The following is a 23,224-nucleotide window of genomic DNA, read 5'->3' as shown; positions in this document are numbered from 1 at the left end:
AAGAGGAGGATACGATCAGCGTATCCTCCTTTTTCATTGACAAAAGAACATTTATTGAAGTAGCCTTGAAACGTACATACATATTTTATTGATTGGGGGAACGAACGCATGAGTCTTGAATCAAAAGAGAAAGCGTTTTATCAATTACTAGGAAAAATCGCCCATTATACAGAGGCGCTTCATTTACTTTATTGGGACTCTCGAACACAAGCGCCTAAAAAAAGCGCTGATTTCAGAGCAGAAACCATCGGTCAATTATCCAGCGATATCTTTAATATGAAGACTTCTGATGAAATGAGAGATCTTCTTGAAGCATTAAATAAAGAGAAAGAAAAGCTGTCAAAAGACACGCAGAAGGCACTCGAATTATCGCAAAAAGAATATGATGAAAACAGCAAAATTCCAAAAGAAGAATTTAAAGAATACTCCATTCTACAATCAAAAGCAGAGCATGTTTGGGTAGAGGCAAGGGAGAAATCAGATTTTTCACTCTTTGCACCCTATTTAAAACAGCTGATTGATTTTAACAAGCGTTTCATCCAGTACTGGGGCGTGAAAAAAACACCATATGATGTGCTGCTCAATAATTATGAGCCGGATATGACGGTTGAACAACTCGATCAAAAATTCGGTGCACTTCGAGACGCCATCGTTCCTCTCGTGAAAAAAATTGAAGCTTCGCCAAATAAACCAGATACTTCGTTTTTATCGAAAAGCTTCCCGATCGACAAACAAAAAGAGCTGAGTCTCTTTTTCTTAAAAGAGTTAGGGTATGACTTTGACGCAGGACGACTTGATACAACGGTTCATCCATTTGCTGTGACATTAAGCAGAGGGGATGTACGTGTGACGACGCGTTATGATGAGCACGATTTTCGAATGGCGATCTTTGGCACCATTCACGAATGCGGCCACGCCATTTATGAACAAAATATTGATGAGGCACTGAGCGGAACGCTCTTATGTGACGGCACATCAATGGGTATTCATGAATCACAGTCTCTTTTCTTTGAGAATTTTATCGGCAGACATGAAGATTTCTGGAAAACGTATTATCAAAAGCTGCAAGAGGCATCTCCTGAACAATTTAAAGATGTCACTTTAGAAGAATTTGTGCATGCGGTGAATGAATCGAAGCCGACTTACATTCGAATTGAAGCAGATGAACTCACGTATCCGCTTCATATTATTATTCGCTATGAAATTGAAAAAGCCATTTTCAATGAAGAAGTAGCCGTTGAAGACTTGCCAGCGTTATGGAATGAAAAATATAAAGCATATCTTGGCATTACGCCGCCTAACGATGCGCTTGGTATTTTGCAGGATGTTCACTGGTCAGATGGTAGTTTTGGTTATTTCCCTTCATATGCACTTGGTTATATGTATGCGGCGCAATTAAAGCAGCAAATGATCAAAGATTTACCGAATTTTGATGAACTGATTCAAAATGGGTCTTTTGCACCGATAAAAGAATGGCTAACTGAACATGTCCACAAGCATGGAAAACGGAAAAAGCCATCTGAGATCATTCAAGACGCAACTGGTGAAGAATTAAATGTTCAATACTTAATTGATTATTTAACAGATAAGTACACGAAACTATATTTATCATAAATGAAAGGCACCCTTTGATCAGAAGGGTGCTTCAGCGTGTAGACAAACCCTCGCATTCGTTGTCAGGGTCTGCGCGCCGGTGCTCACGAATGTTAAATTCGCTCTGCTCCGGTGCTCGCCCTTCCTAGACTGCAAAGGTTTTCTATCACGCTGAAAAGAAGACAAAGGGCTAAAATAAAGTTCATTTTAGCCCTTTGTCAACAATCTGAGGCACCCTTTAATCAGAAGGGTGCTTTTTTGCTGCTTGAATATTCTAAAAACGAACGTTTAAAGCTTAATGATTATTTAAGTTCGGTATTTTTCTAGAAAAGTGCTTTCCAAGCGTCTGAAATCTTGTTATAATTTGAACACTATGAAACACTCATATAATCGCGTGATGAAGGCACGCAAGTTTCTACCGGACACCGATACCGTCCGACTATGAGTGAGCAAAATGAAACAGCTTTTGTATGAGCTGAAGATCCCGTGGATCGTTTTCGCATTGCTTGCTCCTTAATGGACAGCAATGCTTTTTTTATGCAAAAAAATGAAAGTTGCTAATATGCTGGGAGGAAGAATGATGGAATTGTTACGTCAAAAGATCGAGAACGAAGGAATCGTTCTGTCAAATCAAGTGCTAAAGGTAGATGCTTTTTTAAATCATCAAATTGATCCTGTGTTAATGCATGAGATCGGTCAAGAGTTTGCTAGATTATTTAAGCATGATGGAATTACTAAAATTATCACAATCGAATCTTCTGGTATTGCACCTGCTGTCATGGCTGGACTTGCCCTTCATGTGCCAGTTATTTTTGCCCGAAAGCGGCAATCACTGACTTTAACGGATAACCTTTTAACAGCAAGTGTGTATTCTTTTACCAAAAAAGTAGAAAGTACGATCGCTGTCTCTAACACGCACCTTAGTGAGGATGATTGTGTGTTAATCATCGACGACTTTTTAGCAAATGGAGAAGCCGCTAAGGGACTAGCTGCAATCGCAAAGCAAGCGAAAGCAAAAGTAGCTGGTTTTGGAATTGTTATCGAGAAATCATTCCAGCCTGGAAGAAAAGAGCTTGTGCAAATGGGCTATAGAGTCGAGTCACTCGCACGTATCGAATCGCTTGAGGAAGGAAAAGTCACGTTTGTACGCGAGGTACAATCATGAGTGCCACTAAAAAAGCCAAAACCCTTTCGCTAGGGATACAGCATGTACTGGCGATGTATGCAGGTGCGGTTCTTGTCCCGCTCATTGTTGGAGATGCGCTTGGGCTCACGCCAGCCCAGCTGACGTACTTAATTTCGGCAGATATTTTCATGTGCGGTGCCGCCACACTGCTTCAAGTATGGAAAAACCGCTTTTTTGGCATCGGTTTGCCTGTTGTACTAGGCTGTACATTTACTGCGGTATCTCCTATGATTGCGATTGGCTCTAAATATGGAATTTCATCTATATATGGAAGTATTATCGCCGCAGGGTGTATTGTCATTGCTCTTTCATTTTTCTTTGGGAAGCTTGTGAAATTCTTCCCGCCCGTTGTCACAGGTTCCGTCGTCACGATCATTGGAATTACCTTAATTCCGGTAGCCATGAACAATATGGCAGGTGGTGAAGGAAGTGCAGACTATGGTTCTTTTGAGAATCTTGGACTTGCTTTTCTAGTGTTGTTTATTATTGTCCTTCTCTATCGATTTACAAAGGGATTCATGAAAGCCATTGCCATCTTAATCGGCATTCTACTTGGGACAGCAGTTGCTGCTTTCTTAGGGAAGGTGGAGACGGCAGAAGTGGCGAATGCACAAGTTTTCCGCATCATTGAGCCTTTTTACTTTGGGTTGCCTACTTTTGAATTTGCACCAATCATGACAATGACATTAGTTGCCATTGTGTCATTAGTCGAATCAACGGGTGTATACTTTGCGCTCGGAGATTTAACGAATCGTTCATTAAAAGAGAAGGATTTAGCAAAGGGATATCGTGCAGAGGGAATTGCCGTCTTATTAGGCGGTATCTTCAACGCTTTTCCATACACAGCCTACTCCCAAAACGTTGGATTGATCCAATTAACAGGTGTGAAGAAAAATCAGGTCATTGTGGTGACAGGTGTATTATTAATGGTATTTGGCCTTTTTCCTAAAATCGCGGCATTTACAACGATTATTCCAAAATCCGTTCTAGGCGGTGCAATGGTCGCCATGTTTGGCATGGTCATTGCGTACGGGATTAAAATGCTCTCACGCGTCGATTTTGCAAAACAGGAAAACTTACTCATTGTCGCATGCTCAGTTGGCATCGGGCTCGGAGTAACGGTGGTACCGCAAATGTTTGATCATTTGCCAGAATCGATTAAATTGTTAACAAGTAACGGAATTGTCGCCGGAAGCTTTACCGCTATTTTGCTTCATATTATTTATCACATGATTCCTTTTAAAAAAGAAACAGAGCAGGAGCTAATGGAAGAACCTAAGCAATCTGTTATGTAAACACTTCTCTTGGAGAGGTGAAAGCCCGCATCCTTTGGATACGGGCTTGTTGTGATTAGTGCTATTAATGTTGTACCGGCGGCATTGTTTCGTTAATGACTGCAAATGTATAGCCCCTTGCTTTTAGTTGTGTAATCAGGCTATCTAAATAGTTCGTGGTAGAGGGTTGATCATGCATTAAAATAACTTTTGGTTCCCATGGTTTATTTTTCTCAAACATTTGCAGTTGATTCAATACCTCTTGAACATATTGTGAGTTTTTATATCTCCAGTCAAGGCTATCAATCGTCCAATCCCAGTAAATAAAGCCATTTTGGTTTAAACGTACTTTTTGATCATATGTTAAATTTGGAACACTGCCATAAGGTGTTCTCACAAGACGGGTGTAAACGCCTGTAACAGAAGCAAGAATGAGCTGAGCTTCTCTCATTTCATTTACGGGAGACTCACTGTTTTGATAAAAGCGGTTTATATCATGCGTCATGCCATGAAGCCCTAATTGATGTCCTTCTTGATAAAGTCTTTTCACAGCTGCTTGGTGAGCTTGGATTTGCGGTCCAAGCATGAAGAATGTCGCCTTCACTTGATGTGCTTTTAAGACATTTAACAGCTGATTTGATGTAGCAGAAGGGCCATCATCAAATGTTAAAAAGACCGTTTTATTCGTTGCCTGTTGGTTTGGATTGGTCTTAAATTGTTGATCCAATGTTCTTGTAGAATGATCTTTTGCTTTCAGACTGATACTTGTGTCTCGGAAGTCACTGCTAGTAACAATTGTTGCTTGCCCATTTGTCGCCTGCAAATGGGGTTTAGACATATCCCAGATAAAAACGAGAAACAGTGTAAGAAGCACTAAACCAATTATCTTTGAGAGAAATATCGTGTTGTAGGGTGTTTGTTTTTTGGACACCTTTTTCATGACAATCACTCCAGTCAATTAAATTTTGTGCCGAATCATGTAGTAGATTCTGTCTTTTTTCACTGTTTTTCATGGTGTTCATATTGATTAAGTATACAGGAAAAAAACACCTTTTTATATATAATCATCAAATAAATTAGCATTTTATGGTTATTTGTTTGTGTTGATCAGAAAAAAAGGTGATCCATTCATGTTTAAATGAAATAATTCTGAATAATGATCGAAACGTTGGTATTTATACGCTAAGATAGCAACAGATTTGACCATTAATGCGAAGTGAAAGGAGATTCCGTATGAAAGTGTTGTAAAATGACGATTTCATTGAAAAAAGGATGCTCATGTGGATATTGGAGATAGAGGCTATCAATCGCGAAATACATAGAGAAAAGCTCTTACCGTACAAAATAAAGCAAAGTCAGTACAACTGAATCAGAGATTGGCTACTATGTAAAAGGTGTACGTGAAAAGTCATTTGCTTATTCCTTTCATACAGCACTTTTACTTGAAGTAAAGGTGGGGTTTGTCTACGGTCTGCACTTCTCATTTGAGAGGTGTTTTTTTGCATAAAGCTATGTTAACTAATTCTATTAAAATTGCATAAAAAAAAGCAGGTTCGCTTGGCTTGGAACGAACCTGTGAAGGAGGAAAACTACATCATGTTTTCACCTATATTATCCAATATTTATCAATTGTCGTCAAGACAAAAAGTTAGACGGAGGAAAATATTTTGACTGAATTGTGTCATTTTGGCATGTATATCCTTTTTTTGATTGGGGATATTAACCGAAAAAAGAGGTGAAGCCGATGGCATACATTCTTTCAGTTGGAACAAGTCTGCCAAAACATCATGTGGATCAGCAAGCAGCTGCTCAATTTGCAAGGTCTCAATTTAAACGATCGTTTAAAGATATTGATCGGCTATTAAAAGCTTTTAATAATGGCGAAATAGAGAGCAGGCAGTTTGTACAGCCTATTGATTGGTATCAAGAACATCACTCTTTTGAAGAGAAAAATAATCTCTATGTCGAAAAAGCATTGGCTCATGCGAAAGAAGCCGTTTTTCACTGTCTGCATGAAACAGCGTTCCTTACAATGCCAATTCCTTTTGATGAGATTGATGCTTTGTTTTTCATCTCCAGTACAGGGTTATCAACGCCAAGTCTTGATGTAAAGCTGATGAATGTTCTTCCATTTTCTCCTTATACGAAACGAGTGCCAATTTGGGGGTTAGGATGCGGGGGCGGGGCGGCAGGCTTATCCCGAGCTTATGAATACATCAGGGCGTATCCAGAAGCAAAAGTGCTCGTTGTTGCCTGCGAGCTTTGCAGCCTCACTTTTCAGCCGCAAGATCAATCAAAAAGCAATTTAATTGGAACCTCGCTGTTCGGTGACGGGACTGCGGCCGTTCTTTTAACTGGAGAAAAGGCTGCCTCTAAGTATACGCGGTTAAAAACAGTACCTAAAGTGCTTGGCACGCAGTCAGTGACCATGAAAGATTCTGAGGATGTGATGGGATGGGATTTTACCGCCGACGGATTTCGGGTCATCTTCTCACGTGACATTCCATCCATCATTTCTGGGTGGTTAAAAGAGCAAGTGGATCAATTTTTACATCAGCTAGGGTTTTCAACAGAGGATGTATCTGTATTTCTTGCTCACCCTGGAGGAAAAAAAGTGATTGATGCCTATCTTGAAAGCCTATCTTTACAAGAGCATCAGCTATTTTCTTCAAAAGAGGTTCTGAAACAGCATGGAAACATGTCCTCTGCCACCGTTTTATATGTCATGAAGCATTTTCTTGAACATCAGTCACTAGATGCAGGACAGGTGGGGCTTTGCGGAGCACTTGGTCCAGGCTTTTCGTCAGAATTATTGCTCATGAAATGGGAGGGGCTCTCGTGATGATTTTCTGGATAGTGATTGGCATTTTCATTTGTCAGCGTCTCATTGAAATGCTTGTGGCGAAAAGAAATGAAAAGAAAGTGAAGGCGCTCGGAGCGATTGAATTTGGTGCAAGCCATTATCCTTATATGGTCGCTATGCATGCAGCTTTTTTCCTCTCGCTTATTGGAGAGACATGGCTGCTGCATCGTCAACCGTCTCGTTTTTTCCTATTGCTGCTTGTGTTTCTGTTTGCTACCCAGGTGATTCGGTACTGGGCACTATGTTCACTTGGAACGTTTTGGAATACAAAAATCTTAGTCGTTCCAAATGCGATGATTGTGAAAAAGGGGCCGTATCGCTGGTTAAAGCATCCTAACTATGTGGTGGTGGCGATTGAACTGATGTTCATTCCGCTGCTATTTAACGCATTTATTACTGCCATTTTGTTTACGTGTTTAAATGGATGGATGATGATGGTCAGAATTCAAACAGAAGAAAAAGCACTGAATCAGTATTTACTAAATTAATATTGAAAATCATTATCAATTGTGCTACACTTTCATTAATGATAAACATTCTCAATCATGAAGGATGGACGGTGATCACATGACAATGATTTTCTTACTCGGTACGGTCTGTGTATACAGCTTATTGATTGGCTTCGTATTAAAAGGTGTTTCAAAAAAATCTGCTTCCTGATTGCAGTCCATTGCGACTGATCGGGCAGCAGATTTTTTTATTTCCTCAGATCAGAAGAAAAATCTCTTTATTTTGTGTAAAATGGTACACATACATAACTGACTTTTCTAAAAACAAAGGGGTTTATCGTCATGAAAGACTTGTCTATTCGAGATTCGCTCGTTCAAACTACAGGTGCTTTATATCAAAGCCTTCTGAAAAGGGATGATCACGAGCGCGCAGCCAAACTTGCATCTATTATGAAAAAGGAAGCTGAAGAAGAAGTATATATCGCATTTACCGGCCACTATTCTGCTGGTAAGTCATCACTAGTGAATCATCTTCTTCATGAACACATCCTGCCCACAAGCCCAATTCCAACGAGTGCAAACTTGGTTGTTGTCAGGAAAGGGGTCAGTGAAGTTCAGCTCCATACGTCTGATGGACGTTTTGCAAAAATGAGCGGTTCTTATGATAAAGAAGCGGTGCAGCGTTTTTGTAAAGATGGGGAACAAATTGAGATGGTGGAAATTAGCGGTGATTATAGTGGACTTGAAGAAAAAGTGGCACTCATTGATACGCCGGGAATTGATTCAACGGATCATGCGCACTTTTTATCCGCTGCTTCTATTCTTCATCAAGCGGATGCTCTTTTTTATGTCGTTCATTATAACCATGTCCATTCTGAAGAAAACATTCGCTTCATTCGCTCGATTAAAGAGAAAGTGCCCAATCTTTATTTCATCGTCAATCAAGTGGATCGGCATGATGAACAAGAGACAACTTTTGAAAACTACAAAAAACAAGTCGTTGAGATGCTTTTAAAAGAAGGCATTGAAGAAGAACATCTATATTTTACTTCCGTGACGGATGAGGCACACCCAAAAAACGAAATGATCCGTTTAGTGAAGAAACTACAAGAATTACAAACCATGCCTAAAGCATCACTTCGAGCCTATACAGAGCAGAAAATCGAACATGTTTTAAAAGAACATATAGACTCGTTAAAAGAAGAACTGCATGAAGAGGACCTTGACGCGCAGCTTCAAGAAAAAAGGAATGAAGTGAAAGAACTAGAAGAGAAACGCCGATTTATTGAAAATGGTGCAAAGCAGGTAGAAGATGAAGTGTCTTCTGAAGTAGAGAACATCTTAAAAAATGCAAACCTCACGCCATTTAAGATGCGAGAGCTTGCAAGTGACTATATCGAATCAAAAGCACCTGGCTTTAAAGTAGGTTTACTTTTTGCCAAAAATAAAACCGAGCAGGAAAAGGAAAAGCGGGCAAATGATTTCTTAGCAGATGTAAAAAAGAGAATGAAAGCGGAAGTTGACTGGCACATTGCCGAGCTCCTCAAAAAAGAAATAAAACAGCATCAGCTTGGGGAAGCGTTATTAGACAAAGCCATGGCATTTGAGACACCTATTGAAGAATCCCTGCTTGAAAAGGTCATTCACCAAGGGGCAACTTTTTCTAACGAATATGTTCTTCAATATGCGAAAGATGCTGGTGAAGCATTGAAAAGACAGGCGAAACAGCAAGCGCTTCAATTGATTGAACAGATGATTGAAACCTTGAAAGACCAGCTCAAAAATGAACAGGAGAAGCAAGAGAAAAAATGGGAGCAAGCGAAACAAGAGCTTCAGAGCCTTGAGGGGTATAACGAAAAAAATGAACAAATAAGACAGGATATTCAGCATTTATGGGATATTTGGCAAAACGGAACGGATGAGCCTATCCCAGGTGACTGGTTTTATGCGAAAAAGCAATGGATGCAGCACGACCAACTGGAGAAGAATCGCGCATCAATTCATGTTGAAGAGAGCGATCAAGCTGCTGAACGGACAAAGCGCGATCAATACCGTCAATCGCAGCATTTAACAACAGCACAATCGATTGCACAATTTAAAGAGCTTTCCCGCATTTTATCGCCTTTAGATATTCTAAAGTCTCAAAGAGATTCCTTTGAAAAACGAACAGAACGGCTACAGGCAAAAGAATTTACACTCGCTTTATTTGGCGCTTTTAGTTCTGGAAAATCTTCTTTTGCCAATGCGCTTGTTGGACGGAAGGTGTTACCATCATCTCCTACGCCAACAACTGCAACAATTAACAAACTGACACGACCTACGGAAGATCATCCTCATGAAAGTGTCAAAGTGGTGTTTAAAACCAAGCAGGACATTCTAGAGGAACTCGATCAGATTCTTGGATTTTCGATCACAACAGAAAAAGGAGATTCATTTAAGGCAAAGCTGGAAAGAGTGCTGAAAAAACGGCAGCTCGAACAGGATCACCGAATCATTGTAGAACATTTTCTACAAGCCTATGCCAAGTTTCATGATGACATTGACAACCAAACCAATTTACATGTCACACTTCAAGAATTAAAGCCTTATGTAGCGGAAGAATCTGTTTCTTGTGTGGTGAAGGAAGTGACGGTGTATTTAAGTACACCTCTGACAGATAAAGGGCTGACGATTGTCGATACACCAGGTGCTAGCAGTATGAATAAGCGTCATACAGAAATCGCCTTCCAGTATATGAAGGATGCAGACGCCCTTCTTTATTTAACGTATTATCAGCATTCTTTCTCAAAAGCTGATCGCTCATTTTTACGGAAGCTTGGACTCGTAAAAGATTCCTTTAGCATGGATAAAATGTTCTTTATCATCAATGCGGCTGATTTGGCTAAGGATCAAGCAGAGCTTGAAACCGTATTTGACTATGTACGAAGCGAGCTCACAAAAGAAGGCATCCGCAATCCAAACCTGCATCATGTGTCTAGTAAGGAAGAGATCGAAGGGAAAGAGCCGACATCTTATAATCAATATGCAACACTGAGAAAACAGCTCGACTATTTTATTGAGGAAGAATTAACGAAAGATGCCATTGAACTTTTGCATTTTGAAGCTAATACATTATGTACAACGGTCGATAGACTACGTGCGACCTTGCATCAATCAGAAGATGAGAAAGAAGCTGAAAAGAAAAACATCAAGACATCCTATGAAGCCATTCTCGAAAAAATGCAAGATGTGAAACGGTCTAAACTTGTGACCGAAAGCGTAAAAAAAGACGTGCATGAACAGCTCTATCATATTGTACAGCGGCTTTCATTATTTGCGAATGATCTATTAAAGTCGGCTTTTTATCCTGGCATATCTCAAGGGAATTTTGGTCAGCAGTTAAAAATGGCACTTGAGAAAGCGTTAAAGGAGTATGAATTTGAATTTGTGCAGGAGCTCAAGGCACTTGATATCCGAATGGAATCGTTTATCCACCATTATTTCCAGGAGGAGTGGGAAAAAGGGATGCAGGCTGCATGTGCGGAAGATCCTTACTTTTCTCTCAGCCTGTCAGCCCCTGAGGAGAAAAATGCTGAGCTAAAACAAATTGAAGTCGAAGCAGAGATTACACCATTTGAGCCGCTTTTAAAGAAACAAAAATCAGCGAAAGCCTTCTTTGAACAAAATGAAAAGGCTACGTTTATTGAAGCCATTCGAGATGTTCTATATCAAATGACAACACGTTGGGCAGATAACGAAAAAGAAGAGTTGCTGAGCAGATATGAAAAGCTAGTGAAGACCTATACGGAAAGGTACGAACAAGATGCTCTCCAACAGCTCAATGAGCAAAAACAGACATTTATGACGAGCCTTACAACAGATGCTGAAAAACAGGCGGTCATTGAACAAGTTTATGAACAAACAAATGAATGGAAGAACCAGTTGAAAACGATATGATTCATGGTAGACTATATAAAAAAGAAAGCAGTTGATAGACGATGACGAGCGTACACGAAGAAATTTCTGCACATTCACAGAAACAACATGCCCACATCCAATCTTTTCTTGCACTTGAACAAAAAAGAGAGCAGGCGATTGAATCGGCTGTGAAAAAATGTGAACACAATGAACCATTTTCAACAGATGAGATCAACGCCATTACGTCTAAAATGAATGAGCTTGCCCGAGGCGGAATTGTTCCGCTTCGTAAACATGTCACGATTGAGATGGTGGAGGAATACACCCAGCGTAAACAGAATTAAAGAGTAACTTTCTCATTTTTGGTCATCTTAACAAATGAACCAGAAAGGGGAATGATCATGGCAAAAAAGCAAAACGTAAAGCAGCAGAAGGAGCGCATGCCGAAGGAAAAAGGCATGCCATCCTACGCAGAAGCGGAAACGAAAAAAATGCAATATGGTAAAAAGTAATCGGGCTGCCTCTTCTTTATCAAAAGAAGAAGGCGCCTTTTTTATGTTCGTTTCGATGTTCTATGATAGAATAGGAGTATTGTTTATAAAAAGGGAGTTTAGATGAATGAATAAACACGTCTTACTTGTAGATGGAATGGCACTTCTTTTTAGGTCGTTTTATGCGACAGCTGTCCATCGTAATTTTATGATAAATGATCGTGGTGTGCCGACAAATGGAGTGAATGGTTATTTGAAGCATTTGTTAACAGCTGTCCAAACATTTGAACCGACTCATATCGTATGCTGCTGGGATATGGGGAGCCAGACATACCGGAACGAATTGTTTCAAGATTATAAAGCCAATCGAGGCGAGGCGCCTGTTGAGCTTATCCCACAGTTTGATTTAGCAAAAGAGGCGACAGAAGAACTGGGGATCATGAACATTGGTGTGAAAGGTTTTGAAGCAGATGATTGTATTGGAACGCTTGCATCAATCTATCAAAACGAAGCACATGTGACCGTCTTAACAGGAGATAAAGATTTGCTGCAGATCTTGAATGAACAAGTGACCGTGGCTTTAATGCAAAAAGGCATCGGGAATTATAAGCATTATACAAAAGCCCTTTTTGAAGAGGAAATGGGCATATCTCCAAAGGCGCTGATTGATATGAAAGCGCTGATGGGTGATGCTAGCGATAATTACCCTGGTGTAAAAGGAATCGGCGAAAAAACAGCATTGAAATTTATTCAAACGTATGAAACGATTGATCGACTGTTAGAAAATGTTCATGCATTAACGGCAGCTCAGCAAAAGAAAATGCAAGCAGGATTAGAAGATCTGAAGCTTTCTCGTATACTGGCAGAAATTAAATGTGATGTACCACTCAGCTGTCCGATTGACGAAACAAAAATAAAAATGGACCCAGAGCGGGCAGCGACAATGCTTCGCTTGCATCAAATCAAAGGGATCGAACCAATGGTTAACCGCTTAAGTCAATTAGGAATCAGTTAAGGTTGTTCTTATGCAGAAAAGAAACAAAGGGCTACATGTATTAGCCCTTTGTGTTGCTTTTTTTCGCCTTATTTTCTAATTGCGATATTGGCTGTTTATCTTTTGTCTGCGCATCACCTTGAGGAGTCGTTCCGTTTGTGACACGGCCTCTGTTCTCTTTATCCAATTCGTATCACCTCACACATTAGCATAACCAAAAGAAAAGCGATTCATCCTTTTGAAAGGTGAATCGCTTTTCTAGCGAGCTGATCAGCCACTTGATTTTCCTTGCTCGGAATCCACTTAATGAAAAATAAATCAAATTCGCTTTGAAGCTGCAGCATTTCTTCGATAAAATGACGAAAAGATGGATTTTTAGCAAATCCTGCATTGGCTGCACGATCCACTACTTGTGAATCAGTGCGGAATGAAACGGTCCGTAATCCTTTTTCTACGCAAATTTTCATGCCTTCAATGAGCGCGGAAAACTCTGCTTCATGATTGCTCATGATGCCAAGAGGAATGGAGAAAGACTCAGCTTTTCCGTCATATTTCAAGAAAATGCCGATGCCAGATGGACCTGGGTTTCCGGCACTAGCACCGTCAATATATATTTCAGCTGGCAATTTATTTCCCCCTTTCATCAATCGGAACCATTTTTTTCGCCGCATAGGCATAAGGTGTGCCAATGGCAGCGACGATAAATTTAATCACATAAGTCGTGATGAAAATTTCGATCCATATATGGAATGGGTAGGTCCCAAGAAAGGCAATGGTTGTGAAAACGAGTGTATCAAGCAGCTGGCTAATCATTGTACTCCCCGCATTTCGCAGCCAGAGCGCACCATCTGAAGGAAATATCCGGCGAATAAACGAATATACATAAACATCTAACATTTGACTGATGATATAAGCAGCAAGACTACCAAGAGCGACCCTTGGCATAAAGCCAAATATCGTTTCTAATGATGATTGGGAAATGTCAGATGGAGCGGGATGGAAAAGCAAAGCCTCCTGCATGACAACAGTTAATGTTAAAAGGGTGGCAAAGCCAATCCAGACAGCTTTTTTCGCTTCGGTTTGTCCATATTTTTCATTTAGGACGTCCGTTGCAAAGAACACACTGCCGTATAAAATGTTGCCAAGTGTTGCCGTTAAGCCAAATAATTCAACGGTTTTGACCACTTGTAAATTGGCAGCAACTGTTGCAAAACCAATCCAGACGAAAAGCCCCATCTTGCCAAATCCTTTATAAAATAGAAGAACAATGATAAAATTAATGATCGCAAATAAGATCCAAATACCTTCATTAAACAAGTGACATGAACTTCCTTTCTAAATGTAAAATGTAACTTTTTGATTATAGCATAACGAACGTTTACCTTAAAAGTATGGGAAGGCGATGTGATCAATGAAACTAAGAGCGCACTATACAATGAAAGTGAAATCGATTGGGTCCATTGCTTTTTTCCAAGAAGATTGGATGGAGCTCAAAGAGGCCTTGCTTTTAGCAAAACATATAGACAAAAAAGAACCGCAGTCACTTCTATCATTTGAAGATGAAAAGGGTGCGATGTGGTCGACGAAAGAACTTGAAAAGCTAAACGAAGAACTTAGGCTTGAACCCGATCAGCTTCAGGTCTATTTTGATGCGAGTTTTCGCAAAGAAACAGGTGATGCTGGGCTTGGAATTGTCGTGTATTATCAGCTCGGACAGGATGCATACCGATTAAGGAAGAATCAGCCTTTTCAGAGCACCACGAACAATGAGGCAGAGTATGCGGCTTTATTTGAAGCGGTAAAAGCTTTAAAAGAACTGGGAGCCAGCAGAAACTCTGTTACGATTAGAGGAGATTCTCTTGTGGTGATGAATCAGCTCAAAGGAGAATGGCCTTGTTATGATGATATACATAACAAATGGCTCGACCGAATTGAGGCTGCGATCAAAGAGCTGAAGCTCACGCCAACATATGAAGTCATCGATCGTAAACAAAATGCAGAAGCAGATCAGCTTGCCAGACAGATACTTGCAGACGTCCCTATCGAAAGTAAGTTGAAATTAGAAGCAGACGGAGCTGAATAAAGTGGATAAAAAAACAGCAGTAAAAGAATTAACAGATCTTCAAGACACGTATTGTTCAGATTGCTTGATTAAGAAGCACTTTCGTAAAGAATTTGGCAAAAAATACGCGCACTCCTTTTGTATACAGCAATGCACGGTAGGAGAGAAGATCAAACAATACGGGAATGAATTACTCAAAAAATAAGCGTACACTCCGGTTTTTCCCCTAGATGTATCATACGTTCACGAAAAAAAACGAATAGAATGTGTAAAAAAAGAACATATTCTGAAAAATGAGCCGATATAACTATAGAAAGTTTTGGTTGAGTTACTTTTTGACTAAGTGACGGATAATAGAGGAAAAGGGGAAGGCCGGCATGGATAATAAGGATTTTGAAACGGTATTACATCGGACATTTCAAGAGGTGTACAGTGATCTAGAGCAACTGGTAGATGTAGCAAAGAAGGGAAGACCTTTTCTCGAAAAAGATATCTCTGAAATCGAACAAAGATTAAAGCAAAATATTTTAGCGATTGAAATTCAGCTGAAAATCAAATAAGAGAGGCATATGCCTCTCTTTATTTTGTCGTTTCATCATTGATTGAGTTGATTAGATTTTTGTTACGTTTGCAGCTTGAGGTCCACGATTACCTTCAACGATTTCAAAAGAAACTTCTTGTCCTTCTTCTAGAGATTTGTAACCGTCACCTTCGATAGCTGTGAAGTGAACGAATACGTCGTCTCCGCCTTCAACTTCAATGAAGCCGAAACCTTTTTCATTATTGAACCATTTTACTTTACCGTTTTGCATATTGCTTTTTCCTCCTAGTACTGTAGCACACCTTTCGGCATACTAAAAAAAATTTTTCATCACCTAACGATTTAAGAAGTTGTTAAATGATGGTTCCACTATACACCATCAAAAGTAAAGCGTCAAGCAGGCAAGCCAAATTTTGAGCAGAATGTTTGATTTTTTTGTTTTTTTAGTGAATGACATTTATCTATAAAACGTCCTAATCTCATGAAACCTAACGTATAACTTGTCCGTATATAGTAAAAATACAGAAAGAGGTGCGTCATGAATCGTTACACAATTGAGGAGTTTGTTCAGAATACGCAGCAAGAAGACAAAGGGGAAGGGGTTTTTGAACTTGAAACACCAAGATTGTTAGAAATTAATTTAACGGATACCATTTGGGCAAAAACAGGCTCCATGGTTTCATATCGCGGGAAAATAAAGTTTGAACGTGAAGGTGTGTTTGAACACGGTGTGTCAAAGATGTTCAAAAAAATGTTATCAGGAGAAGGAACTTCTTTGATGAAGGCCACAGGTGATGGGAAATTATATGTAGCAGACCAAGGGAAAAAAATCTCGATTCTTCGATTGGCTCAAGGGGAGTCTATTTTCGTTAATGGAAACGACTTGCTCGCATTTGAACCGTCTGTTCGGTGGGATATTAAATTAATGAAAAAGGTGTCTGGCATGCTTGCAGGCGGATTATTTAATGTCAAACTTGAAGGACCAGGTCTTGTGGCAATCACAAGTCATTACGAACCGCTGACGCTGATTGTTCAGCCAGGTGATTCTGTTTATACAGATCCGAATGCGACGGTCGCATGGTCAGGAGATTTGCAGACTGAATTTGTGACAGATGTATCGTTCAAAACGTTTATTGGCAGGGGAAGCGGAGAGTCTATTCAAATGAAGTTTAGCGGAAGCGGCTTTGTTGTCGTGCAGCCGTTTGAAGAAGTGTATACAACGAATGGGAATCAAGGTTAAAAGAAGAAAGGTGTCCGTCAATGACGGACACCTTTTTATGATAATGCTTGAGCATACGATTTGTTGCTCATGATCAGATCTGATTGTTCGACGATATCTTCTAAAATGGTTTGAGAAGACTGTTTTAAGTGTAATTTTTTGATGTTTTGTTTCATGGATTCTAATTTTTCTTCGTCTTGCAACAAGTTGGTGACAGATTCTAAAATGTCTTCGTGTCTGTTGATGACAATGGCAGCACCGTAATCTTCAAAGAAAAGAGCATTTTCTTTTTCTTGTCCTGGAACAGGTTTGTAAAGAATAACTGGGACACCAATTGCTGTTGCTTCTGTTAATGTAATTCCGCCCGGTTTTGTAATCATACAGTCCGTTACTCTGAACAATTCATCAATTTGTTCCACATATCCAAGCGCCTTCAATTGATTTGGGTGTGCTTGTTCAAGTTCGCTAAGCGATTGCTTCAGCGCTGCATTCTTACCGCACACAACAACAATTTGTACTTCACTGTCAAGAAGTAGTGCTTCACACAGTTCCTTCACATTTTTTAGTACACCATGGGCACCCGCCATAATGAGAAGGACTTTTTTGTCTGATGATAATCCATATTTTTTATAGATGATCGATTTAGGCACGTCTACTTCAAATTGTGGTCTAATCGGAATGCCTGTTACCTTGACATCGCTTGGATGTGTGCCGATTTCTACTAGCTTTTGTTTCACATAATCGGTTGCAACATAGTATCGGTCAATGTTTTCATGTACCCAAATTTTATGAAGACAAAAGTCTGTCATCACATTAAATGTTGGAATGACTTTACCTGTTTTGTTTCGGTATTCAGGTACAACAATCATCGGGAATGTAATGATGATGATATCCGGATTGTGTAATTGAATTAATTCATCTAGACGCTTATTTCCCATCTTTAAATAAATGTTAAATTTGCGTTTATTGTAAATTTTATCTACACCGTAATAAAACAAGCGATAAAATTGTTTCCCAATGGAGAAGCTCTTTAAATATAAATATTGAGTCACTTCGGACACAATGGGATTTGATTCTTGATACAAATTAGAAACTATCACATGTTCAAACCCTTGGGATTTGCATTCATCATACAGTGTTTTTGCAACCTGCATATGTCCATTTCCATAATTTGCGGTCAAGATTAATATTTTTTTATTGGTATTCAAGAATATTCACCTCAAATGTAATCAACAACAACAAAACTTCGTACGAAACTATAAATCTCATAGGTCTACATATACATAAAGATAACATATAAACAGCGAGAGCATATCATTCGTTACGAAAGAATTAAACTAATTTTAAAAAACAAACAGACTAAATTGATAATGGAAGACAGAGCCATTTGTATTTTAACACATTTTAAGCATTTATCATCAGACTACAGTCTATTTTATTCCCACACATATGGTGTTTCTTGATAAACATAGTAATTAAGCCAATTCATAAACAGCAAAGTAGCATGGGCTTTCCAGCGGTTCACTGGAACTAATGTGTCTCCATCTTCGATGAAATAGTGGACGGGTTTTTTGACTGTATCATGTTTCAACAAATCTCTTTCATATTCCTGCTTCAATGTATCTGTATCGTATTCAGGATGTCCAGTTAAAAATACTTGTTTATCATCATCTGAAACAATTAAACAAACACCAGCTTCCTCAGACGTGCTCAATACTTTTAGATTCGGCGTGTTTTTTAATTGTTCTGTATTAATATCTGTATGCCTAGAATGTGGGACATAGTATACTTCATCGAAACCTCTTACTAATCTTTCTTTTTTCTCTTTGACAAGATGCTCAAAAACACCGAATTTTTTCTCTGGAAGCTTGATTTTTTCAATGCCATAATGATGATAAAGACCAGCCTGTGCCCCCCAGCATATATGGAGAGTAGACGTCACATTCGTTTTACTCCAGTCCAAAATGTCCTGCAGTTCTTTCCAATAGGAAACTTCTTCGAAAGCTAAATGCTCAATTGGTGCACCTGTAATGATCATGCCATCAAATTTTTTATGGCGAATCGAGTCAAAGGTCGTATAAAATTCATCTAGATGCTCTCTCGATGTATTCTTCGGTGTATGTGTACTTGGAATCAAAAATGTAAAATACACTTGCAAAGGAGAATTTCCGAGCATTCTCAGCAGCTGCGTTTCAGTTTGTATTTTTTTTGGCATTAAATTTAAGATCACGATATTCAAAGGACGGATATCTTGTTTGAATGCCCTTGTCTCATCCATGACGAAAATGTTTTCGCTCTCTAGTATTTGTTTTGCCGGCAGATGAACTGGTATGTTAATAGGCAACTCGCCACCCCCTGAACCAAAGCTAATTTCACTTCATTATAGGAACTTTCTGGCGATATTTCAATGTTTCAATTATGTTACAATGAAAAATAGAGCAAAAAAGAAAGCTGTTTCTGTCAAAAAAGGAGGCCATTAATCATGATCACAAAGCATTTATCAGATATTGACATTGCCCAAAAGGCAAAGCTGAGACCGATTCAAGACATCGCAGCAAAATTACAAATACATGACGAAGAATTAGAATGCTATGGTTTCACAAAAGCGAAAATATCTTTGACTATTTTTGACCGTTTGAAGGAACAAAAAGAAGGAAATGTGATTCTTGTGACTTCGATCAACCCAACGCCAGCAGGTGAGGGGAAGTCCACCGTAACAGTTGGCCTCGGTCAAGCCTTCGAGAAAATTGGGAAAAAAGCGATCATTGCCATGCGTGAACCTTCACTAGGTCCCACAATGGGTATTAAAGGTGGTGCAGCTGGCGGCGGATATTCACAGGTGTTACCTATGGAAGAAATCAATCTTCATTTCACAGGGGATTTTCATGCGATTACATCTGCACATAACGCTTTATCTGCTTTTATTGATAATCATATCCATCACGGAAATGAGCTTGGGATCGATGCACGCCGAATTGTATGGAAACGAGTGTTAGATTTAAACGATCGTGCTCTAAGACAAGTGGTCGTAGGACTTGGCGGTCAATTAAATGGGTACCCTAGAGAAGATGGATTTGATATTACGGTTGCATCCGAAATGATGGCCATCCTCTGTTTAGCAGACGACTTAAACGATCTAAAAAAACGTCTTTCTTCTATTGTTGTTGCCTACAATCAAGAAGGTGAACCGGTCACAGTTGGAAATCTAGGATATGAAGGCGTATTAACCTTGCTTTTAAAAGATGCGCTGAAACCAAACCTTGTTCAAACGATTGAAGGAACTCCAGCCCTTGTTCATGGTGGTCCTTTTGCCAATATTGCACATGGATGCAATAGTTTAATTGCCACAAAAATGGCGGCAAAACTAGCAGATTACGTCGTAACAGAAGCGGGATTTGGTGCAGACCTCGGCGCGGAAAAATTTCTTCACATTAAAACAAGAGCCGGTGATTTTAAACCAGGCGCTGTTGTCATTGTAGCAACTGTCAGGGCGCTTAAAATGCATGGCGGAATGCAGAAAACAGAGCTCAAGGAAGCAAATGCACAGGCTGTATTAGAAGGTATACATAATTTAGAGAAACATATTGAAACAGTGCAAGCCTTCGGTCTACCATACATCGTTGCAGTGAACCGTTTTATTACCGATACAAAAGAAGAAATTCAAGCAATAGAAAACTGGTGCGAAACGAATGGACATCCAGTCAAAGCCGTCAATGTATGGGAAGAAGGAGGAGCTGGCGGCGTAGCACTTGCCGAAGAGCTCACGACACTCATTGAAAAGAATGAAAACAGCTTTTCTTATTTATATGAGGAGCAAGATTCCATTGAAGAAAAGTTGTCAAAAGTCGCCAAAGTGGTTTATGGTGCAGACGGCGTCAACCTTACATCAAAAGCAAGAAAGCAGCTAGCTGCAATTGAGAAAAATGGCTGGGCCCATTTGCCGGTTTGTATGGCAAAAACGCAATATTCACTATCGGATGATCCGGCTTTAATCGGCAGACCAAAAGGCTTCACCGTTACGATTCGGGAGTTAAAACCATCTGTAGGAGCAGGTTTTATCGTTGCACTAACGGGAAGCATTCTGACCATGCCAGGTCTCCCTAAAAAACCTGCGGCACTTGAGATGGATTTATTAGAAGACGGCAGTGTGACTGGACTCTTTTAGCAGGAAGCATAAAAAGCGATTTTCTAAAAGAAGCATGTTACGATAGGAAAAAGTGAATCCTAGGAGGCTATGAGATGTCAATTTATGATATTCAGGTCAAGACCATTAACGGTCAGGAAAAATCAATGGCAGATTACAAAGGGAAAGTACTGATCATCGTGAACACAGCGAGCAAATGTGGACTGACCCCTCAATTTAAACAATTACAAGAGTTATACGATCAATATCATGAAAAGGGCCTTGAAATTTTAGGATTTCCGTGCAATCAATTTATGAATCAAGAGCCAGAAGGGGAAGAAGCAATTCAAGAATTCTGTTCGTTAAACTATGGTGTGACCTTCCCGATGTTTGCAAAAGTAGATGTCAATGGTGACAATGCGCATCCGCTTTTCAAATACTTAACGAGTCATGCGAAAGGTGTGCTTGGTACAAAAACGGTGAAATGGAATTTCACAAAATTTATCGTTGACCAAAACGGAGAAGTGACTGAACGATTCTCTCCTAAAACACCACCAAAAGAATTAGAAAGCTCCATTATCGCTCTTTTGGAGAAATAAGCATGTATTCGAGTAAGCAGCAAGAACAATTGGAGGCAGCTGCCTCCTTTGTTTCAAAACAGCTAAAGAATGAACCGACTGGACACGATGAAGCTCATATCAATCGTGTTCGCCAGCTTGCCGTCCATATTGCACAACAGGAGGGCGGGTCGCTTTTTGTCATTGAAATGGCAGCGATTGTCCATGATGTAATTGATGACAAGCTGTCTAGTGAATGGAAGCTTTCACCGCATGATCTCAAGCAGCAGCTCCTTTTGTGGGAAGTGGACACGCGAGATATTCGCTATATCATGGATATCATTACAACGATGTCTTTTCGTCACCGGCATATGCAACATAAGCCAGTGACATTAGAAGGGGCCATTGTTCAAGATGCAGATCGACTGGATGCAATAGGTGCAACCGGAATTGCAAGGGTGTTTACATATGCAGGTGCAAAAGGGGAGCCTCACTATACAGAGGGTGCTCACCAAGGCACAGTACTTTTGCATATGCAAGAAAAGCTGCTTCAATTAAAAGACTTGATGAACACACGTGCTGGAAAGCAGCTGGCTCATGAGCGACATGAGTTTATGTGTCTATTTATTAAGACATGGAAAGAAGAATGCGGCCTTACAGATGAGTAGGGTCTTTATGTGTGTAAGGAGGATGTATAGATGAAAATAACTGCCATAGAACCAACGCCAAGCCCGAATACAATGAAAGTCATTTTGACAGAAGCGCTTGCAGGCGGTAAAAGCAATAACTACAAAAAAGATCAAAAAGATGAAGCGCCAGAGATGATCAAGCGCATTTTAACCATTGAAGGTGTAAAAGGTGTTTACCATGTAGCCGATTTCTTAGCGGTTGAGCGCAATGCGAAATTTGACTGGCAAGGTATTTTACAGCAAGTCAGAGAAGCCTTTGGACAAGAAACAGAAGGGCTTCAGGGAGAATCGCAGTCAGGTGATGACACATTTGGAGAAGTCAAAGTGTTTGTTCAAATGTTTAATGGGATTCCGATGCAGGTGAAGCTGACAGACGGTGAAAGAGAAGAACGATTTGGAATGCCTGAACGTTTCCAGGCAGCGATTTTAAAGCTAAGAAGCAGTTCAGATAATGTTGTATTTGAACGTGTGTGGAAAGAACATGGCGTACGTTTTGGAGAATTCGCTGATATCGGTCAAGAAGTCACAGAAGAGCTGCAAGCTGCATATGACGACGAGCGTTTATCCCGTTTAACAGAGGCAGTGAAGGAAGGTCAAGAGGCTGTAGATAAACAAGTGAACCGAAAAGCATATGATGTGACAGAAGAGATGCTGCGCGATGAAGATTGGAAGAAACGTTTTGCTCATTTAGAGCAAATGCAGCCAGAGAAAAAAGATATACCTGTTTTAATGAAAGCGATGGAGGATCCAAAAACATCGATTCGCAGACAAGCTGTTGTGAATGCTGGCATGATTGAAGATCCAGCCATTTTGCCTATTTTGTATAAAGGGCTTGAAGATAAAACAGTGACGGTTAGAAGAACTGCTGGAGATTGTATTTCGGATTTTGGTGATCCTAGTGCGATTGAAGCGATGATCCAAGCCTTAAAGGACCCAAGTAAGCTTGTCCGCTGGCGTGCGGCCATGTTCCTTTATGAAGAAGGTGACGAAACAGCACTAGAAGCTTTAAAAGAAGCGGAGCAGGACCCTGAATTTGAAGTGAGTCTTCAAGTGAAAATGGCCATCGAACGAATTGAGCACGGAGAAGAAGCAAAAGGCTCTGTGTGGAAGCAAATGACAGAAAGTAGAAAAAATGCATCAGAATCATAAGAAAGACGAGCGGGCTGCCAATAAAAGGCAGCTTGTTTTCTGAAAATGGCTTTTTTATTGGCAGAAAAATTTTTTTAGAAAAATTATTTTGAATATTGTTGAAATATGAGAAAAAACTCTATATAGTAGTACCAATA

The 23,224-nt window shown here is 39.8% G+C and carries 24 protein-coding genes, 1 pseudogene and 1 riboswitch; of the genes and pseudogenes, 18 read left to right on the top strand and 7 right to left on the bottom strand.

Translation table 11 applies throughout. The features are described 5' to 3' along the window. Positions 1-108 precede the first annotated feature (108 nt). The 3 genes from MHH31_RS10105 (at position 109) to pbuX (ending at position 4,074) form a co-directional block, all read left to right on the top strand. Positions 109-1,614 (top strand): carboxypeptidase M32, encoded by a 1,506-nt coding sequence (locus MHH31_RS10105; RefSeq protein ID WP_160757571.1) that lies wholly within the window; start codon positions 109-111, stop codon positions 1,612-1,614. Positions 1,615-1,955: 341 nt separating this feature from the next. Continuing rightward, a riboswitch (purine riboswitch) is annotated at positions 1,956-2,055 on the top strand. A 118-nt stretch (positions 2,056-2,173) separates the two neighbouring features. Further along, positions 2,174-2,758 carry a xanthine phosphoribosyltransferase gene (xpt, locus tag MHH31_RS10100; protein ID WP_342494785.1) on the top strand — a complete coding sequence of 195 codons (585 nt, stop codon included), beginning with the start codon at positions 2,174-2,176 and terminating at the stop codon, positions 2,756-2,758. Beyond that, a complete protein-coding gene (gene pbuX / locus MHH31_RS10095) occupies positions 2,755-4,074 on the top strand; it encodes a xanthine permease PbuX (RefSeq protein ID WP_073414661.1) in 1,320 nt (439 codons plus the stop codon). Before xpt ends, pbuX begins: the two co-directional genes overlap by 4 nt. A 64-nt stretch (positions 4,075-4,138) precedes the next feature. Here pbuX and MHH31_RS10090 read toward each other — a convergent pair whose 3' ends face one another. Next, positions 4,139-4,993, bottom strand: coding sequence for a polysaccharide deacetylase family protein (locus tag MHH31_RS10090; protein WP_073414659.1), 855 nt, complete (start codon positions 4,991-4,993; stop codon positions 4,139-4,141). 362 nt (positions 4,994-5,355) lie between these two features. Between MHH31_RS10090 and MHH31_RS10085 the strand changes: the two are divergent. The 7 genes and pseudogenes from MHH31_RS10085 to MHH31_RS10055 all read left to right on the top strand — a co-directional run. Next, positions 5,356-5,488: pseudogene (locus MHH31_RS10085) on the top strand (IS5/IS1182 family transposase); the annotation flags it as partial. Between the two features lie 309 nt (positions 5,489-5,797). Beyond that, complete coding sequence (locus MHH31_RS10080; protein WP_326242633.1) at positions 5,798-6,895, top strand: 3-oxoacyl-[acyl-carrier-protein] synthase III C-terminal domain-containing protein; 1,098 nt, start codon at positions 5,798-5,800, stop codon at positions 6,893-6,895. Then, positions 6,895-7,404: an isoprenylcysteine carboxylmethyltransferase family protein gene (locus MHH31_RS10075; protein ID WP_045035049.1), complete on the top strand. Its 510-nt coding sequence runs from the start codon at positions 6,895-6,897 to the stop codon at positions 7,402-7,404. The genes MHH31_RS10080 and MHH31_RS10075 overlap by 1 nt, the downstream gene beginning before the upstream one ends. A 64-nt stretch (positions 7,405-7,468) precedes the next feature. Next, positions 7,469-7,576 carry a Fur-regulated basic protein FbpC gene (gene fbpC / locus MHH31_RS10070; protein WP_306172627.1) on the top strand — a complete coding sequence of 36 codons (108 nt, stop codon included), beginning with the start codon at positions 7,469-7,471 and terminating at the stop codon, positions 7,574-7,576. Positions 7,577-7,707: 131 nt separating this feature from the next. Continuing rightward, the gene (locus MHH31_RS10065) at positions 7,708-11,301 is read left to right on the top strand and encodes a dynamin family protein (RefSeq protein WP_342494784.1); all 3,594 of its coding nucleotides are present in this window, start codon (positions 7,708-7,710) and stop codon (positions 11,299-11,301) included. A gap of 41 nt (positions 11,302-11,342) precedes the next feature. Beyond that, positions 11,343-11,606, top strand: coding sequence for a YpbS family protein (locus MHH31_RS10060; protein ID WP_045035051.1), 264 nt, complete (start codon positions 11,343-11,345; stop codon positions 11,604-11,606). Positions 11,607-11,880: 274 nt separating this feature from the next. Then, positions 11,881-12,768 (top strand): 5'-3' exonuclease, encoded by an 888-nt coding sequence (locus MHH31_RS10055; RefSeq protein WP_045035052.1) that lies wholly within the window; start codon positions 11,881-11,883, stop codon positions 12,766-12,768. Between the two features lie 40 nt (positions 12,769-12,808). Here MHH31_RS10055 and MHH31_RS10050 read toward each other — a convergent pair whose 3' ends face one another. From MHH31_RS10050 to MHH31_RS10040, 3 genes are read right to left on the bottom strand one after another with little or no spacing between them, the layout of a single operon-like run. Continuing rightward, positions 12,809-12,934, bottom strand: coding sequence for a hypothetical protein (locus MHH31_RS10050; RefSeq protein WP_008346357.1), 126 nt, complete (start codon positions 12,932-12,934; stop codon positions 12,809-12,811). A 43-nt stretch (positions 12,935-12,977) separates the two neighbouring features. Further along, positions 12,978-13,373, bottom strand: coding sequence for a reverse transcriptase-like protein (locus MHH31_RS10045; RefSeq protein ID WP_017359712.1), 396 nt, complete (start codon positions 13,371-13,373; stop codon positions 12,978-12,980). Between the two features lies 1 nt (position 13,374). Further along, the gene (locus MHH31_RS10040) at positions 13,375-14,064 is read right to left on the bottom strand and encodes a queuosine precursor transporter (RefSeq protein WP_007500834.1); all 690 of its coding nucleotides are present in this window, start codon (positions 14,062-14,064) and stop codon (positions 13,375-13,377) included. Positions 14,065-14,158: 94 nt separating this feature from the next. Here MHH31_RS10040 and MHH31_RS10035 point away from each other — a divergent pair, with 94 nt between their 5' ends. The 3 genes from MHH31_RS10035 to MHH31_RS10025 all read left to right on the top strand — a co-directional run bounded on the left by MHH31_RS10035 (position 14,159) and on the right by MHH31_RS10025 (position 15,369). Then, positions 14,159-14,830: a ribonuclease H family protein gene (locus MHH31_RS10035; RefSeq protein ID WP_007500833.1), complete on the top strand. Its 672-nt coding sequence runs from the start codon at positions 14,159-14,161 to the stop codon at positions 14,828-14,830. A 1-nt stretch (position 14,831) separates the two neighbouring features. After that, on the top strand, positions 14,832-15,014 hold the full coding sequence (locus tag MHH31_RS10030; RefSeq protein ID WP_008346366.1) for a zinc-finger domain-containing protein: 183 nt from the start codon (positions 14,832-14,834) through the stop codon (positions 15,012-15,014). A gap of 172 nt (positions 15,015-15,186) precedes the next feature. After that, positions 15,187-15,369, top strand: coding sequence for a hypothetical protein (locus MHH31_RS10025; protein ID WP_008346368.1), 183 nt, complete (start codon positions 15,187-15,189; stop codon positions 15,367-15,369). Between the two features lie 51 nt (positions 15,370-15,420). Here MHH31_RS10025 and cspD read toward each other — a convergent pair whose 3' ends face one another. Then, on the bottom strand, positions 15,421-15,621 hold the full coding sequence (gene cspD, locus MHH31_RS10020) for a cold-shock protein CspD (protein WP_003215784.1): 201 nt from the start codon (positions 15,619-15,621) through the stop codon (positions 15,421-15,423). Positions 15,622-15,888: 267 nt separating this feature from the next. Between cspD and MHH31_RS10015 the strand changes: the two genes are divergently transcribed. Then, the gene (locus MHH31_RS10015; protein ID WP_007500832.1) at positions 15,889-16,590 is read left to right on the top strand and encodes an AIM24 family protein; all 702 of its coding nucleotides are present in this window, start codon (positions 15,889-15,891) and stop codon (positions 16,588-16,590) included. Positions 16,591-16,625: 35 nt separating this feature from the next. Here MHH31_RS10015 and MHH31_RS10010 read toward each other — a convergent pair whose 3' ends face one another. Both MHH31_RS10010 and metA read right to left on the bottom strand, forming a co-directional pair. Then, on the bottom strand, positions 16,626-17,777 hold the full coding sequence (locus MHH31_RS10010) for a diglucosyl diacylglycerol synthase (RefSeq protein WP_007500831.1): 1,152 nt from the start codon (positions 17,775-17,777) through the stop codon (positions 16,626-16,628). Positions 17,778-18,004: 227 nt separating this feature from the next. Then, positions 18,005-18,913, bottom strand: coding sequence for a homoserine O-succinyltransferase (gene metA / locus MHH31_RS10005; protein ID WP_008346374.1), 909 nt, complete (start codon positions 18,911-18,913; stop codon positions 18,005-18,007). A gap of 138 nt (positions 18,914-19,051) precedes the next feature. Between metA and MHH31_RS10000 the strand changes: the two genes are divergently transcribed. From MHH31_RS10000 to MHH31_RS09985, 4 genes are all read left to right on the top strand, one after another. Further along, complete coding sequence (locus MHH31_RS10000) at positions 19,052-20,734, top strand: formate--tetrahydrofolate ligase (protein ID WP_017359707.1); 1,683 nt, start codon at positions 19,052-19,054, stop codon at positions 20,732-20,734. Between the two features lie 74 nt (positions 20,735-20,808). Beyond that, complete coding sequence (locus tag MHH31_RS09995; RefSeq protein WP_007500827.1) at positions 20,809-21,291, top strand: glutathione peroxidase; 483 nt, start codon at positions 20,809-20,811, stop codon at positions 21,289-21,291. Positions 21,292-21,293: 2 nt separating this feature from the next. After that, on the top strand, positions 21,294-21,917 hold the full coding sequence (locus MHH31_RS09990; RefSeq protein WP_039165605.1) for an HD domain-containing protein: 624 nt from the start codon (positions 21,294-21,296) through the stop codon (positions 21,915-21,917). Between the two features lie 30 nt (positions 21,918-21,947). After that, the gene (locus MHH31_RS09985; RefSeq protein WP_342494783.1) at positions 21,948-23,087 is read left to right on the top strand and encodes a conserved virulence factor C family protein; all 1,140 of its coding nucleotides are present in this window, start codon (positions 21,948-21,950) and stop codon (positions 23,085-23,087) included. The last annotated feature ends 137 nt before the right edge of the window (positions 23,088-23,224 follow it).

The sequence above is a fragment of the Bacillus sp. FSL K6-1033 genome, assembly GCF_038630765.1.
Classification (GTDB): domain Bacteria; phylum Bacillota; class Bacilli; order Bacillales; family Bacillaceae; genus Bacillus; species Bacillus altitudinis.
Note: the sequence above shows the minus strand (reverse complement) of the source record. Positions and strands in the feature narration are given on the sequence as shown.

Bases quoted from the DNA above. Each gene is read 5' to 3' on its own strand.
- MHH31_RS10080 (WP_326242633.1), top strand. From the start codon at position 5,798: ATGGCATACATTCTTTCAGTTGGAACAAGTCTGCCAAAACATCATGTG.
- pbuX (WP_073414661.1), top strand. From the start codon at position 2,755: ATGAGTGCCACTAAAAAAGCCAAAACCCTTTCGCTAGGGATACAGCAT.
- MHH31_RS10000 (WP_017359707.1), top strand. From the start codon at position 19,052: ATGATCACAAAGCATTTATCAGATATTGACATTGCCCAAAAGGCAAAG.
- MHH31_RS09985 (WP_342494783.1), top strand. From the start codon at position 21,948: ATGAAAATAACTGCCATAGAACCAACGCCAAGCCCGAATACAATGAAA.
- MHH31_RS10015 (WP_007500832.1), top strand. From the start codon at position 15,889: ATGAATCGTTACACAATTGAGGAGTTTGTTCAGAATACGCAGCAAGAA.
- fbpC (WP_306172627.1), top strand. From the start codon at position 7,469: ATGGACGGTGATCACATGACAATGATTTTCTTACTCGGTACGGTCTGT.
- MHH31_RS09990 (WP_039165605.1), top strand. From the start codon at position 21,294: ATGTATTCGAGTAAGCAGCAAGAACAATTGGAGGCAGCTGCCTCCTTT.
- MHH31_RS10090 (WP_073414659.1), bottom strand. From the start codon at position 4,993: ATGAAAAAGGTGTCCAAAAAACAAACACCCTACAACACGATATTTCTC.
- xpt (WP_342494785.1), top strand. From the start codon at position 2,174: ATGGAATTGTTACGTCAAAAGATCGAGAACGAAGGAATCGTTCTGTCA.
- cspD (WP_003215784.1), bottom strand. From the start codon at position 15,621: ATGCAAAACGGTAAAGTAAAATGGTTCAATAATGAAAAAGGTTTCGGC.
- MHH31_RS10025 (WP_008346368.1), top strand. From the start codon at position 15,187: ATGGATAATAAGGATTTTGAAACGGTATTACATCGGACATTTCAAGAG.
- MHH31_RS10035 (WP_007500833.1), top strand. From the start codon at position 14,159: ATGAAACTAAGAGCGCACTATACAATGAAAGTGAAATCGATTGGGTCC.
- MHH31_RS10055 (WP_045035052.1), top strand. From the start codon at position 11,881: ATGAATAAACACGTCTTACTTGTAGATGGAATGGCACTTCTTTTTAGG.
- MHH31_RS10105 (WP_160757571.1), top strand. From the start codon at position 109: ATGAGTCTTGAATCAAAAGAGAAAGCGTTTTATCAATTACTAGGAAAA.
- MHH31_RS10065 (WP_342494784.1), top strand. From the start codon at position 7,708: ATGAAAGACTTGTCTATTCGAGATTCGCTCGTTCAAACTACAGGTGCT.
- MHH31_RS10075 (WP_045035049.1), top strand. From the start codon at position 6,895: ATGATTTTCTGGATAGTGATTGGCATTTTCATTTGTCAGCGTCTCATT.
- MHH31_RS09995 (WP_007500827.1), top strand. From the start codon at position 20,809: ATGTCAATTTATGATATTCAGGTCAAGACCATTAACGGTCAGGAAAAA.
- MHH31_RS10060 (WP_045035051.1), top strand. From the start codon at position 11,343: ATGACGAGCGTACACGAAGAAATTTCTGCACATTCACAGAAACAACAT.